This window comes from Planococcus sp. 11815, assembly GCF_051096385.1.
Taxonomy (GTDB): Bacteria; Bacillota; Bacilli; order Bacillales_A; family Planococcaceae; genus Planococcus; species Planococcus citreus.
Genome location: NZ_CP096991.1, coordinates 2,382,825 through 2,397,595 on the forward strand (window position 1 = coordinate 2,382,825; position 14,771 = coordinate 2,397,595).

At 49.7% G+C, this 14,771-nt stretch carries 13 protein-coding genes; 3 read left to right on the top strand and 10 right to left on the bottom strand.

Annotated features, from left to right (window positions below; all coding sequences use genetic code 11):
- Nucleotides 1-31 precede the first annotated feature (31 nt).
- From M1Q06_RS12100 to M1Q06_RS12110, 3 genes are all read right to left on the bottom strand, one after another.
- Nucleotides 32-1,444: an amidase gene (locus M1Q06_RS12100; protein ID WP_434399744.1), complete on the bottom strand. Its 1,413-nt coding sequence runs from the start codon at nt 1,442-1,444 to the stop codon at nt 32-34.
- On the bottom strand, nt 1,441-1,620 hold the full coding sequence (locus M1Q06_RS12105) for a hypothetical protein (RefSeq protein ID WP_434399745.1): 180 nt from the start codon (nt 1,618-1,620) through the stop codon (nt 1,441-1,443). Before M1Q06_RS12105 ends, M1Q06_RS12100 begins: the two co-directional genes overlap by 4 nt.
- 760 nt (nt 1,621-2,380) lie before the next feature.
- Entirely contained in the window at nt 2,381-3,130 is a 750-nt protein-coding gene (locus M1Q06_RS12110) for an SDR family NAD(P)-dependent oxidoreductase (protein ID WP_121298058.1), read from the bottom strand.
- A 116-nt stretch (nt 3,131-3,246) separates the two neighbouring features.
- Between M1Q06_RS12110 and M1Q06_RS12115 the strand changes: the two genes are divergently transcribed.
- Nucleotides 3,247-3,882 carry a TetR/AcrR family transcriptional regulator gene (locus M1Q06_RS12115; RefSeq protein WP_434399746.1) on the top strand — a complete coding sequence of 212 codons (636 nt, stop codon included), beginning with the start codon at nt 3,247-3,249 and terminating at the stop codon, nt 3,880-3,882.
- Between the two features lie 672 nt (nt 3,883-4,554).
- Here M1Q06_RS12115 and M1Q06_RS12120 read toward each other — a convergent pair.
- Nucleotides 4,555-6,642, bottom strand: a complete 2,088-nt coding sequence (locus M1Q06_RS12120) for an EAL domain-containing protein (protein ID WP_434399747.1) — start codon at nt 6,640-6,642, stop codon at nt 4,555-4,557.
- Between the two features lie 320 nt (nt 6,643-6,962).
- A complete protein-coding gene (locus tag M1Q06_RS12125) occupies nt 6,963-7,289 on the bottom strand; it encodes a hypothetical protein (protein WP_121298061.1) in 327 nt (108 codons plus the stop codon).
- A gap of 132 nt (nt 7,290-7,421) precedes the next feature.
- On the opposite strand from M1Q06_RS12125, the gene M1Q06_RS12130 reads away from it, so the two are divergent.
- Nucleotides 7,422-8,822 (top strand): LA2681 family HEPN domain-containing protein, encoded by a 1,401-nt coding sequence (locus tag M1Q06_RS12130; protein ID WP_434399749.1) that lies wholly within the window; start codon nt 7,422-7,424, stop codon nt 8,820-8,822.
- 40 nt (nt 8,823-8,862) lie between these two features.
- On the opposite strand, the gene M1Q06_RS12135 is transcribed toward M1Q06_RS12130, so the two are convergent.
- A complete protein-coding gene (locus M1Q06_RS12135; protein WP_434399750.1) occupies nt 8,863-9,279 on the bottom strand; it encodes an Lrp/AsnC family transcriptional regulator in 417 nt (138 codons plus the stop codon).
- Nucleotides 9,280-9,399: 120 nt separating this feature from the next.
- Here M1Q06_RS12135 and M1Q06_RS12140 point away from each other — a divergent pair, with 120 nt between their 5' ends.
- Complete coding sequence (locus M1Q06_RS12140) at nt 9,400-10,161, top strand: MBL fold metallo-hydrolase (protein WP_434399751.1); 762 nt, start codon at nt 9,400-9,402, stop codon at nt 10,159-10,161.
- A 48-nt stretch (nt 10,162-10,209) separates the two neighbouring features.
- Here the strand turns inward: M1Q06_RS12140 and M1Q06_RS12145 are convergent, their stop codons facing one another.
- The 4 genes from M1Q06_RS12145 to M1Q06_RS12160 all read right to left on the bottom strand — a co-directional run bounded on the left by M1Q06_RS12145 (nt 10,210) and on the right by M1Q06_RS12160 (nt 14,762).
- The gene (locus tag M1Q06_RS12145; protein ID WP_434399752.1) at nt 10,210-10,491 is read right to left on the bottom strand and encodes a hypothetical protein; all 282 of its coding nucleotides are present in this window, start codon (nt 10,489-10,491) and stop codon (nt 10,210-10,212) included.
- Nucleotides 10,492-10,853: 362 nt separating this feature from the next.
- Nucleotides 10,854-11,471: a flavodoxin family protein gene (locus M1Q06_RS12150; protein ID WP_434399753.1), complete on the bottom strand. Its 618-nt coding sequence runs from the start codon at nt 11,469-11,471 to the stop codon at nt 10,854-10,856.
- Nucleotides 11,472-11,534: 63 nt separating this feature from the next.
- A complete protein-coding gene (locus M1Q06_RS12155) occupies nt 11,535-12,725 on the bottom strand; it encodes a MalY/PatB family protein (protein WP_434399754.1) in 1,191 nt (396 codons plus the stop codon).
- 81 nt (nt 12,726-12,806) lie between these two features.
- Nucleotides 12,807-14,762 (bottom strand): LTA synthase family protein, encoded by a 1,956-nt coding sequence (locus M1Q06_RS12160; RefSeq protein WP_434402873.1) that lies wholly within the window; start codon nt 14,760-14,762, stop codon nt 12,807-12,809.
- Between the last annotated feature and the right edge of the window lie 9 nt (nt 14,763-14,771).

Sequence of the window (14,771 nt, forward strand, 5' to 3'; positions counted from 1 at the left end):
TTGTGCCGGCGGGAGCTGCCCATGAAAGGTTCTATTTTACTAAGGTCGGTGCATGGCCTTTCATCAATTCCATTCCTTCGATCAGCGCAGCTGCCTGCAGCACTTTCTCTTCTTCAAAAGCGGGCCCCATGATCTGCAAGCCCACCGGCAAGCCATCTTTCACCCCCACTGGAATGCTGAGTGCCGGTAAGCCGGTCAGATTTCCCGGCCCCGTAAAGCGGATCACTTCATCCAAGAAACTTAATTCCTGGCCGTTGACATCCACTGTCTGTGAACCGATCGGCGGCGCGAGGAACGGCAGGGTCGGGCTGATCAGCACATCGACGCTGTCAAACGCCGCGGCGAATTCCAGATCGAGTTTCCGCCGGATCTGCTGGGACTGGACGTAATCGACGCCGCTCATCAATTCTCCGACTTCCAGTAAAAAGCGCACGTCTTCGCCGAATTTCTCCGGCGATTTCAATAAATTCGCATGATGCACAGCGCTCGCTTCTGTCGTGATCGTCACGAGCTCCGCAAATTCCGCTTGCTTCAAGGACGGAATACTGACAGGCTTAATGACCGCGCCCGCATCTTCCAGCTGTTTCAAAACGTGTCGCACTTGTTCGTCCACACGGCTATCGACGTTCTTGAAGAAATATTCCTCCTCAATGCCGATGACTAAATCTTTCGCATCGCTTTCCAATAGCCCTGAGAAATTCTTCGCCGGGCGGTCGATTGAAGTCGGGTCTTTCGGATCGTAACCACTTAATAATTCCAATAGCAACGCCGCATCGTACACCGTCTTTGTCATCGGCCCGATATGATCGAGCGACCAGGCGAGCGGGAAGCAGCCGTATTTCGAAATGCGCCCATGGGTCGGCTTGAGCCCGATGATGCCACAGCTCGACGCCGGGATGCGGATCGATCCGCCCGTATCCGTACCGAGCGACGCAATCGACATATGGGACGCTACCGCAGCACCCGAGCCTCCGCTTGAGCCGCCCGGAATCTTCGTCAGGTCCCACGGGTTTTTGCACGGCCCGAAATGCGGATTGGTCGTCGTCGCACCCCACGCATATTCGTGCATATTGAGCTTGCCGGTGAATGTCACACCCGACATCTTCAATTTCGAGACGACCGTCGCATCGAAATCCGCCACGAACTCACTGTGGATACTCGATCCCATTGTCGCTTTCTCGTCCTTGAAATAAAGAATGTCCTTTAGCGCCATCGGAATTCCGTGAAGCGCGCCGCGGTAGTTGCCGCTTTGGATTTCCTGTTCAGCTTGGGCGGCAGCTTCCAGCGCTTGTTCTTTCTGAACGGTTATATACGCATTGATCTCCCCGTCATATAAATCGATGTTTGCCAATACCTGCTCCGTCAATTCAACAGGCGAAACCTGTTTCGATTGGATGAGCGGCGCCAGTTCCCCGATGGATTTCTGCGCGAGTTCATTGCTCATTTCTGCTCACCTCCCGGAATATGTGTCAAGGCCATATCCAGGTCTTTCAATTGTTCCTGGTTCACCGTTTTGCGCAGCTCCTCGAATCCTACCATCTGGCCGGTGAGCATTTCCTTATGATGATCCGGGACGTCAATGCCTTTCCTCTCCAAAACTTCGTGAATGTCGAACGCCACATGAATCCCCCATTCCTGAATTTTTTCTGAGGTGTAGGTCCTGCTGATTACCGACAGTTTACCATTCTTCGTTGTCAATTAACAGATTGTTCTGAAATCAAATAGTTTGTATTCGAATTTACAAGCAGTGATTAGAAAAGCTTCCGCTTTTCGACTGCGTTGCAGGGGCACGCTTTCCGGAGGGCTCGCATTGAGCCTCTTCGTCGCTGCGCTCCTGCAGGGTCTCAATTGTCTCGCTATTCCTCCCGGAGTCGGCCCCTTCCACTCCGTCTTTAGTTTTAGAGTGGAAGATAAATTTTTCAATCCACTCAATATAGAATATAAAAAGGCATCATACTTTGTATTTCCAGACATCGTGACCGAGATATTTGTAATTGCTAGTCCTAGTCCACCAACAAATTTTTCGATTCAAGCCTCTATATGCCAGGTGGTATGGGCCGGGAAGCGATTTCCCCGCTAGCCGGCAACTCCATATAGAAGTAGATTTAGTTAAACACACCCGAATTGACGAAGTCTTTTAGCCGACCGGCGCTAAGGGTGAGCCGATGCCGAAAGACAGGCGCTCTTACTGGCTTTCGGCAAGAGGCCAACCCAAAGCCAGGAGGCGACTACCAAAATGAAGCTTAAATGGCACTCAGGAACAATTCCACTATTAATACCCTGCATGCTTCCTTTAATTCTGCCCTGAAAAACCCTTCAGCAACCAGCCAGCAACAAAAAAGAAGACACAGCCAAGGCCGCATCTTCTATCAACTACTATTTATTTCGCCGTCACGCCGCCGTCTACCGGAAGCTCGATGCCCGTGATATGGCTCGCTTCATCTGATGCGAGGAACAACATCGCATTGGCGACTTCAACTGCATTGCCGAGCTCAGGGAGCGCAATTTGTGAGAGGAAATGTGGGCGGAATTTTTCGCTTTCCATGTATTCCGCACTCATCGGCGTCACGATATATCCTGGATGCACGGAGTTGACGCGGATGTTCTGTTTGCCGTAATCGACAGCGGCCGCTTTTGTAATCGACCGGACAGCTCCTTTGGATGCCGTATAAACGCCCGCTCCCGACATACCGGTCAACGCTGCGATCGATGACACATTGACAATCGATCCACCGCCATTTTCAATCATATGTGGAATCGCCAGCTGCATGCCGTACATAACGCTGTTCGTATTGATTGCAAAGCCCTTCGCAAAATCTTCTTCGGTTTGGTCCAGGAAATCTTTAGCCACGGAAATGCCTGCGTTATTGACAAGAACATCGATCTTGCCGAAAGTTTCAACGGTCTGGCTGATGACTGACTGCCAATCCGATTTGTCCGCCACATTCTGCTTCATCGCCACCGCTTCAAAACCTGCGGACCTTACTTCTTGCGCAACCTTTTCCGCCGCTTCCAAATTGATATCGGTTGCAACGACTTTCGCGCCTTCTTTTGCAAACAAGCGCACAGCCGCTTCTCCCATGCCAGATCCGCCGCCAGTGATAATGGCTACTTTGTTTTCCAATCTCATTATAATCACCTCGAATTAAATTTTGATAGTCTGACTATCAATTTATTTCAAGTATACTCCCGCAACGCCATTACTTCAATTAAAGCGCTATACTAAAAGCAAGGAGTGAAAACGACATGCCATCAAAACGACAAGAAAACAAACAACTGCAAACCGATAAAATCGTCGAAGCCGCAAAAGAACTCTTTACAGAACGCGGGCTGAACGACGTGCAAATGAAAGACGTCGCCGAACGCGCCGGTGCCGGGGTGGCGACGGTCTTCCGCTACTTTCCGAAAAAGGACGAATTGATCGTCGAAGTCGCCATCCGCTCACTGGATGCCGTAGAAGCTGAATTCCAGCGCATCATTTCCATGAAATCAAGCGCCTTCGAACGGCTGGAACAATTGCTCGATACTTTGCTCGATGCACAAAAAGCTGAACAATATAAATCCGCACGTTTCCGGGAAGCATTCGAAAGCTATGCCTCGTTCCGCACCGAACCGCTTCCTGAGATTGACCGCTACTTGGCAAGGCAGCGCCAGATCATGGATTTGCTCGAACCGCTCATCCAAGATGGCCAACGAGACGGTTCCATCAATAGCTCAATTCCCGCTAAACCGCTTATCGTCACCATCATCAACAGCTATTCAAGCTTCACGAACAACGTCGCCTTAAAATCGTCCATCTCTTACCTGGACCAAGACATTCAACCCGAAACCCAGCAAAAAGTGTTAAAAAAAATACTACTCGACTATTGCAGAGCCCAATAACTTTGCTAAATTAATCTTCCGCCTTATTTTTAATTTCACCCGTATGGATTGTCTTTCGATTCTAAAACCAATCATTACCAGATACCATAATGGGGAAGCGATTCCCCCACTAGCCGGCAACTATATATAAAAGCAGTTCCAACTAAACACGCTTCATCCAACGAAATCTCTCAGCTGCCCAGCGCCAAGGGTGAGCCGACGCAGCAAGACAGGCGTTCTTCCTGGCTTGTTGCCAAAGGCCAGCCCAAAGCAAGGCGGCGACTACTTAGTTGAAACAAAAACAGAAGGACGGAACAGTTCAACATGCAAACACTCGCTATCTGCCCAACACTTATCCAGGGAAGCGATTCCCCCACTAGCCGGCAACTCCATATCGAAGCAGATTTAGTTAAACTTGAACTGATTAATGAAATTACTTAGCCGCCATGCGCCAAGGGTGAGCCGACGCAGCAAGACAGGCGTTCTTCCTGGCTTGTTGCCAAAGGCCAACCCAAAGCAGGGCAGCGACTACCTTGATGTCACAAAACAGAAAAACGGAACAGTTCAACACGCAAACACTCACCATCTTCTTTTATCTGTCCAAGGTCACAATTCTCGCTACCCATTATCTCCAGCTAAATACTGTTCATTCAAAACAAAAAAGACGCAGCTCATCGCTGCGCCTTTTTATATTCAATATAAGATCGGTGCATGAAACATCCCGTCAGGCTGTTCAAGATACTTGTCCCACACCCTCGCCGCTTTGTCGGCAGGGAGCGGCCTGCTGAAATAATAGCCTTGACCGATAACTTCATATTGCCGCATCAAGGTCACTTGCTCGAGTGTCTCGAGCCCTTCCACGACTACGTCCGCCCCCAAGTTTTTTCCGAGTTCGATAATGGTCGCCAAGATCGCCATGCTGCGGTCGCTGCCGAGCACTTCGTCGACCAGGGATTTATCGATCTTCAAGGTATCGATCTGGATATTCTTGACCGCGTTGAGCGATGAATAACCGGTGCCGAAATCATCGATCGCCAGCTTGACGCCGATTTCCTGCAGCTCTTCGACCAATGCGGCAGCGGTATCGAGGTCGATCATGACGCTTTCGGTGATTTCAATTTCCACGCATTCGGCAGGCACGTTGGTTGCAATTAAAATACGCGCCACTTTCTCGGCAAACTCCGGATCGAGGAATTGCTTGGCCGAGACATTGACCGACACATGGATATCTGGCCGGCCTTCCCGGCGCCACGCACTCAATTGCTGGCAAGCTTCACGCAGCACCCATTCACCGATTGAATGGATCGCGCCGCATTCTTCAGCGACGGGGATAAATTCAGATGGCGGAACCGCGCCCAGCGCAGAATTCCAGCGCAGCAAGGCCTCGAACCCGATGACACGACCGCTCAATAATTCCACTTGCGGCTGATAATGAACCGAGAACTCCCCGTTCACCAACGCCTGCTGCAGCGCCGAAGTTATTTCCTGCTTGCGGATCGAGCTGTCCAGAAGATCCGGGGAAAAGAATTCATAGCTCTCTTTGCCGGCGCTTTTCGCCATGAACAGCGCCAGGTCCGCCTGCTTGATCAAACTCTCCTCGTTAAGCTCCTTAATTTTTTGGCAGCTGATGCCGAGGCTGATGCCAGAAGCGACCGACCGTTCCCCGATCTGTATCGGCTCTTCCATGATTAGCAAAATGTTTTGGCAAAGCCGCTCAAGATACTGCTTTTTTGCATTCGGCACCGCAAAGACAAATTCGTCCCCGCCAAGTCTGGCAAGCGAAATGGTTGCCGGCAGCACCGATTTCAAGCGCTCGACGACTTTTTTCAGGAACTGGTCACCGCCATCATGGCCGATCAATTCATTGATCGATTTAAAATCATCAAAATCGAGCAGCACCACCCCGACCGACTCCACTTTGCCGTCTGGTGAATCCATCAACTCCCGAAAATGCGCAAAAAACCAATGACGATTCGGAACACCTGTCAATTGGTCGGTATAGGCGAGTGTCCGGAAACGGCTTTCACTCGCTTTTACCTGTTGCAACAGTCCTGTTTCTGTCTCAAGCGCATGCAAATCGACCAAGGCCAAATTCGCTGCAGACAATAGCAACAAGGCAACAATCGAAGCGACAAAAACAGCCATCGTGATAGCCCCCATGCCATCGGCTGTCGCTTCCGGAAGAGCCATATTGGTATAGAAGGTTTTTGTTGAAGTGTAATAAAGCAAAGTGAGCACGAATCCTAAAATAGTGGCGTTTTTAAGCCGCTGTTTCTCTGTCACTTGCATTGCATTGGTCTTCAAAACGAAGCGGAAGCTGAAGTAGCTTATTCCCAGTACCGTAATTGCCGACAATACATAATAGCCTGGCGAAATCGCCGAAAACCGGACGTCCAATACGCCCGATAACCCAAGAAAATGGACTGCTTTCATGAAAAATGCCGTGACGAGTACCCGTCTCGCCATGTCACTGCGGTTGTTGATGCCTTGTGGCAGGATCTTCAAGACATAGACTGCCAATATACAAGCGGTTACTAGCGCGAGGGCAAGCAGCCAATAGCGTGGCGTAAACTGGTACTCCGCCATAAAGGTCAGGATTCCGATCACTTGAATGCCAAAAAATCCACTGCCCAACGCCAGCACCGCCAGCAAATTGGAGCGCGAATTAATGGCTTTTTTCCGCTTGCTTACGTATTCAATCAGGATCAATACAGTGTAACTCGTCGCTATGGAAACGATAATGGATAAAAAGATTAAACTGATATGCGGGAACATAGCCATGACAAACCTCCTGACTTGGCGAACCGAAAAAATATTATTTAGCTAACTATTTTCTAATTACAGAAAGAAACAGATCGATTAAAGGACTTTTTACTTATCAATTAAAATTCACAGTGATTCTTAACGCTCTTATTTCTGGAATATAGTAAACATTATACCTTCGATTCCCTCCTTTTTACATAGACCTTAATGCCTGCAGCTACCTCATGAAATTATCATTTATTCACTTATCAATGCCAATTATCCTATCCCGTGCATTTATTGAGCGTTTTTAGAAATTAAAAAAACGCCGCTATCGCAGCGCCGCCTTCCGTTGCCCTTTATTCTTTCGGTTTTCCATGGCTCCCTTTCTTTTTCAATGTCACTGTCATTCCAGCTTCCGCTTTGCCGGCAACGATGAACTGCAACAGGCCGCCCGTCTCGACTGCCCCGACCACGTTCAATTCAATCGTCTCCACTTCGTAGCCTTCGAAGCCGCGCACCATCTCTTCCAATTTGTCTCGGGAAATCGGTGCATGCTCACGGCTATCACCTTCTGAAGCCATCTTGAATTCCTTTTCGGTGATATTGCTTTGGATCTGAACATCTTTTCCCTGCTCCTCCTTGATGATCGGCAGCCAGATGAACGGCTCCTTGGATTCCGCCATACCCATCCTCCCCTTTCGCTTTGTCTCCTATATTCCATATTTTCTGCCAATTTCCTGCCGCGGGGTGACCAATGGACATTTTTCCCTTAGAATGGATATAGACACATCAAAACGCATCAAGGAGGAAATGGGATGGCAACTTTAAGCGACATCGCTCTAGCTGACGATTTAGGGCAATTTGAAATAAAGGAAATTTACGGGGCGACGCATCAGCTCCTGCAGGAAATGCAACAAGCGAAAGCCGAAGCTTTCCCGGGCCGCATCAATGCCATGATCAACCATTTGAAGGAGCGCCTTCAAGGTAAAGCGGCTTATCCGCTCGCTGTGCTGCTGGAGACGAGTTATATATCGATTCAGCATCAGCTGAAAAAAGACTGGAACTCCGACTTGAAACAACGCCAATTGTATCTATACGATAATACGATTGAAACATACCGCGGACGCATTCCATCGAATGTCTGGAACCAGGTGTGCTTGAACTATGCGGAAACGCTCGTCCACACCGGACGCTCGATCGATGCACAGGCGGTCCTGAAAGAAATGGTCAAAGATGAAAATGATCCATCTTACCAGCGCCTGAACGGCGAATTCGGCTGGACGTTGATTTTCTATTCGACCTTCTTGCCGGTCAAAGCAGAACGCCTCAGCGCACTCGAAAAAGCGCTTGATTTATTCAAGACAGCCAAAACCGACATCAAAGACGAAAAAGGCCAAGCCCTTTACGACGAACGCATCAAGCTTGCCGGGAACATGATCGACCAACTCGGTGATGTGGATCCAGTGAAACTCGCCCAGCAGCCGGAACCGACTGCGGACGAACAGCGCTATCTCAACTGGTGCGCCGAGCAGCAATTGTTCCTCAATAGCGGCAACGATATCGAACCGGATACGATGGCGAAGCGCGATCTCCCACTGCGCATCCAGAACAACGCGTTCCTCGGCAATTTCCTGGACTCGTTGACGCATGAATTCACCGCAATGCGCCGTTCACTCTACCTCGCATTGAACAGCGAAGATGTCGCGGACGACCATAAGATGGACGGCGACAATACACGCTATACGAAACGCCATGAAGACTTGAAGCAAATTTATCGCCAAGCCTATTCTCTATTCGACAAAATGGCGCTGTTATTGAACCAGACGATGCAACTCGGCGTCGAAGAGCCGCGCGTCAATTTCCAGCGCATCTGGTTCGAAGACGAAGACTTGAAAAAACCGCTCAAGCCATTTGTCCAGAACACGAAAAACGATGCCTTGAAAGCCTTGTACTGGCAATCAAAAGAAGTATACGGCTATGAGCAATCGGACGAGCAAAGCCTGTTCGTGAAAAAAGCCTTGCACATCCGCAACCGCATCGACAATAGCTATTTGCAAGTGGTCGAAAAAGCGGAGCCTTTCGAAAAAGACAATGCCCGTGCACAAAGCCACCACATTACGGAAGCAGAGCTTGAACGCATGACGCTCGCCATGAGCCAAAAAGCGCGCAATGGCCTGATGTACTTGCAGTTCGCCTTGGCGATTGGCAAGAAATAACTAGAGAAAAAAGCCGTGCATTTTTGCTGCACGGCTTTCTTTATTGCCCATATTGCTGGATGGCGATGGTGACTTTGTAGCTCGCGAACTCGCTGATGTCATTCAAAAAATCATCCAGTTCCTGATGCGTCGGGAAGTGGCATTCGATCAAATAACAGCCTTCGCCGCTCGTCTTGAAATACCGGCTGACAGTGTCCTGCCGGCAATCCAGTTCGTCGAGAAATTTCTGATGGCGAGGCTCATGCATGATGGCCGTAACAAAAGCATGGACGATGTAGCCGAGTTTTTCTTTCGGCACACGGATCGTATAGCCATCGATAATCCCTGCTTCCTCCAATTTCAAGACGCGCGCAGCGGTCGCCTGACCGGTCAAATGCACTTTTTCGCCAAGCTCCTTCATCGTCATGCGCCCGTTACGGGAAAGTTCACGTAGGATAAGTTGATCTGTCGAATCCATTGCCAGGTCAATTCCTTTCATTAATCAAGTGAAAACGCCAAAAGACCTTCATGAGGCCATCGTCTCTATCGTGAGTTTCAGTATATACTAGGGTCACACCTCATGAAAGGAGTTCGAATCATGAAAATCGAACAGATCCGCAACGCTACTTTACGCATCCAATACGCAGGCAAGCATTTCCTCGTCGACCCGTTTCTCGGCGACAAAGGAAGCTACCCGCCATTCCCGAATTCCGCAAGACAAGATCAAAACAATCCTTTGTCGGAATTACCGGTTTCAAAAGAACAGCTCATCGAAGGCATCGATGCACTCATCATCACCCACCTTCATATGGACCATTACGATGAAGCGGCCAAAGAATTCTTGCCAAAACACTTGCCGCTCTTCAGCCAAAACGAGGAAGACGCACAAGTGCTCCGTAACGACGGCTTCACGAATGTCAACGTCCTCGGTGAAGATACGAGCTTCGAAGGCATTTCCTTGATCAAGACGCAAGGCGAACACGGGCGCGGCGAAATCCTGAAAATGGCAGGGCTAGTGTGCGGCGTTGTCTTTAAACACGAAGACGAAAAAACGCTTTATATTGCAGGCGACACCGTATGGTACGCGGGCGTTAAAGAAGAAATTGACTTGCACCAGCCGGAAGTCATCGTCCTGAACGCAGGCGACAACCAGTTCCTAGAAGGGGGTTCGCTTGTCATGGGCAAAGAAGACGTCCTACAAACGCATAAAGCAGCACCGCAAGCGACATTGATCGCGAGCCATATGGAAGCCGTCAATCACTGGGCCTTATCGCGCGAAGACCTCAAGCAGTTTGCAGCTGAACAAGGCTTCTCCAACCAATTACACGTCCCACAAGACGGCGAAGCATTCGAATTTTAATCGTCAAAAAGCCAGGAATCTGAATTCCTGGCTTTTCCTATGCAAGAATTAGACAATCGACGCCGCACGCTTCTCCTTGCCGCAGCGCTTGCAGCGATACCAGCGCATAGCGGGAACTTCTTCAACCCGCTCCTGACGCTCAAAATCATGAAACCCGATCCGGCACAGCCAATGTTTCTCGCCGTTCCCCGCAAGCTGGCTAATCACCAATAACAGCAAGCCGCCGCCAATGAAATACCCCGCAAATCCCCCCAAAGGCGCGAGCAGCTCAGCATCCGCAAACAACAAAATAATTCCCATCAAAATAATAAAACCCGCTAAAGTCTTCATAAGATCCCCCTTAGAAAATCGACTATATATCAAATCTTGGCTAATATTCATTTACATATTTGCTCTAAATGAACATGCATTTGCTTTTCTATTTTAAAACAAGAGATGAAGCGTAGAGGGGCCGACGCCTGAGGGAAAGAGCGGGCTGGCGAGACGTCCTGTCGCTTCAGCTGCATGACCCGCATCCTGCGGGCCCCAAGCGTGCCCCTTGCAGCGGAATCTCCACGCCAGAAAAATTCCTTTATAAACTTTCATTGTACTGTAAAACGCGTCCTGAAACGGAGTCTCCAACATTTATATGTATTCGTACACCCCAACTTCCCAATACAAAAACCCCTTCTCAAAAGAGAAAGGGCCAAGTTTTATAATGTATTGCCTTCTGCTGGAATCGGATTCTCTTTCAGCATATTCGCTAAATGGTACGTATTATACGCTAAGCGCTGGATCGCCGATTTGGAGAAGTCGTTGCCATGCCCCGCTTCCAAATACGACGGCCCTGGACCGGCTTCCCCGACCCAATACGCATCCACATTCGGCGGGATGACAAAGCCGATATGCGACAAGCCGTATAACAGCGATGCTGCTGAATGCTTTGCGCCGTCTTCATTGCCGGTAATGACGGCCCCGCCGACTTTATTATAGAAAATCGCCTGGCCTTTATCGTTGGTCACGCTGCTTGAGCCATACAAGCGTTCGATGGCTTGTGTCGCAAGCGAACTTTTTTCTCCGAGCCAAATCGGTGTACCGATGATCAGGATATCGGCATCTTTGACTTTCTCCAATATCTCCGGCCATTCGTCGCCGTCTTCCATGTCTTCCTCCACGCCGTAAGCGATGTAATAATCCGCTAAACGGATGATTTCCGACTCGACACCAAGCTTTTTGTAATGGGTTTGAACGTCTTTCATGAATCCTTCAGTATTGGATTTTTCTTCCGAACTCTTCAATGAACAATTGAGAAATATTGCTTTCAAAGCCATGCAGGCACGTCCTTTCGTTTTCCGTCTCTCTCTAGCTTTCCCTGAAACGGCACGAAAAAAACATTAGTTCAAATCTTCGAATTCACGTGCGATGCGTTCCATCGCTTCTTGGATCAGCGGGCGCGGCGACGGGATGCAGATGCGCTGGAATCCTGCACCTTCAGGGCCGAACATCGTACCGTCTTCCAAAATGACGTTCGCTTTGTTGTAGATGCGGTCATGGATTTCCTTATCGTCAATCCCGTAGCCGCGGAAATCGAGCCACATGACGTAAGTGCCTTCCGGAATGCGCACTTTCACTTTCGGCATGCGCTCTTTGAGAAATTCCTGCATCCATTCGAGTGTCCCGTCAAGGTATTCGTTCACTTGCCCGAGCCAGTCGTCACCTTCCGTATAGGCTGCGATGAGTGCCGCGACCGTAAACGGCGTCGGCAATTGCATGCCGAGTTCCGCTGTGAATTTCTCGCGCAAGCTTTCGTTTTCGATGATGACGTTCGTGCAGTGAAGCCCTGCCACGTTGAAGGTTTTATTGATGGCCGTGCATGTGATGATATGGTCGGTTTCATCCGCTGCCAGGACCATCGGCGTAAACGTCTCACCGCTGCGCACCAAGTCGCCATGGATTTCATCGGCGATGATCGTCACATTATGGCGCTTGCAGATGTCCGCCAGCTTGTTCGATTCTTCCGGCGTGAAGACGCGTCCTGTCGGGTTGTGCGGATGGCAATGAATGAATAATTTCGTATCTTCATCTTTTGCGAGTTCCTCGAATTCTTCGAAGTTGATCGAGTAACGGCCTTCTTCATCCTGCACGAGTGCGTTGTTTTTCACGACGCGCCCGTTGCCCTCGACAGCGGAGGTGAACGGCGGATAGACCGGGCGCTGGATGATGACGCCGTCGCCCTCTTCGGTGAAGGCTTTCACGGCGATATTCAAGGCGTGCACCGTTCCTGGACTGAAGACGATCTGTTCTTTGTCAATCGCCCAGTCGTAACGTTTCTGGAAATACTGCTGGATCGCTTCGAAATACGTATCCGGCAAAATCGTATAACCGAAGATGCGATGGTCGACCGTTTTATGGAGGGCATCGACGATCGGCTGCGCGACCGGAAGATCCATATCCGCCGTAAACAGCGGGATTGTGTCCTCATCGTAGCGATCGGTGATGCCGAATTGCTTGATCAGTTCCGCACCGTCCCATTTCAGTGAATAGGTATTGCGGCGTTCAATTGTTTCGTCAAAATTATAGTTCATGCAAAAACTCCCTTTCTCGAATGGATTCAACACATCTAGTGTACCGCTCCTATCCAGTGAGTTGGTGAATTTTGCTTATCGTTACTCTTGGAACTTCTTGAGCAAATTCCCCCGCAGGACGTCATCCGAGATTTGCAGTTCTTTCGAGCCTTCCTTGAATGGCTCTTCGCACGCCTCGACACCCAACTCTTCGCCCGTCATGCGCCAGAAGCAACTGCCATTTTCGTAAATTCCGTCTGATGAAGCGATGAAACTCAGTTCGCTCGTGATGAACGAGCCGTCACGGAATGTCGCCCGCCCGCCTTCTGCATCCCACATATTACGCCCGATGAAATGATGCTGTGCCGGGTCGCCGCCGAGCACATCGAGCAAGCTCGGTGCCAGATCAAGCTGGCTTGCCACTTGGCTGAAGGTTTTCGGTTCCGTACCTGGAATATGGAGAATAAGCGGCACGTTTTTATTCGTTTCGAAATAAGTGAGCGGGTCTTCCGCATCAGTGAACTCCACGAACTTTTTCGTATTCGACGTCATGCCTGTGCTATGGTCGCCGTAAATGACCAGCACCGAATCATCGAGCATCCCTTTTTGCTCGAGCCCATCGACAAATTTGCCGATTGCCTGGTCGACATAATGAATCGACTGCAAATAATTCTTGAAGTGGCGGTCATGATAGCCGTTATAGCCTTCTGTATTGAGCAGTTGCAAGTGTTCCGGCATCTCGAACGGGTGATGGCTCGTCAAAGTAACGATTTGCGAATGGAAGGGTTCTTCAAATCCAGCCATCTCCTCGAGTGATTGTTCGAGCAGCGCTTCGTCATTGATCGCCCAGCCGATCACTTCCGCTTCCTCGAAATCATCGTCCGAATAGAACGTGTCGATGCCAAGCTGTGGATAGATGATATAGCGGTTCCAGAAACTTGCTTTATACGGATGGAACACATTGGTCCCGTAGCCTTGCTCCTTTAAGATGCCCGGAAGTGCGTCGAATGTATTTTCAGCATGGAGCATATAAGCGGAACCTTCAGCTGTTGGATACAAGGAGGTATTCAACAGGAACTCGGCATCCGAAGTCCGGCCAAGCGCCGTCTGTTCGTAGAAGTTCGGGAAATAGAGATTTTCCCTTGCCAAACGGTTCAAGTTCGGCGTGATTTCCTGCCCGTTCACTTCACGGTTCAGGACGAAATTCTGCAGCGCTTCCACTTGGAGGACGATGAGGTTTTTTCCTTCTGCCACCCAGGAATACGGGCCAGGCATGCGCTCGGCATTGCGTGCGTCAAACCAATCCTGGCTCGCTGAGATTTCATCTTCACTATAGACTTTGCGGTTGATGAAATTATCATCGATATAGCGCGTGATATTGGCGCTGTGGAATCCGAGCAAACCGGTGAAATTATACACCCGCATATTCGAAATCAATTTATTGAACTGCCATGCGCCGCCGCCTTCCATCGATTTAGCGAATGGCACCGCCGTCAACTGCCAGCCGAGCACGAGCACCAACAGCGCCGTCCCGACTTTCGCCCAACGAGAAGGCATGCGGACATCCGCCTTTTTCCGGCTGATAAACAGCCAGAGAATCGCCATCAATAACACGTCCGCCAAAAGCAATGCATCGCTCAAGCGGAATAAAGCGAAAATACTTTCGCCGACATCGCCCACTTGGCGCATCTGCATCAACACCGTCACGGAAATGATGTCCTCGAAATAACGGAAGTACAAAGTATCCGCCAAAATGATGAAACTCAGCACCAGATTGGTGATCGCCATCCAAAATAGCCGTTTTCGGCCGTGCAGAAGCAATAGCCAGAACGTGCTGAGCAGGAGCGTCCCAACGCTGATCATTAGCACCCCTTCAAAAATCCGTTCATTGTCCCCTCCGAACAGCCAAGAAACGAATTCCTCGGCATACGCAAATGGGCCGAGCGTCGTAAACAGCGTGCCGCTGACATTCGAAAAATAATACACCTTTCCTAACAGCAATAAAACAAATAATGCATAATCCCATTGGCCGAGCAGAAATTTCCCAGCCGCTTTCACTTTTTCCAA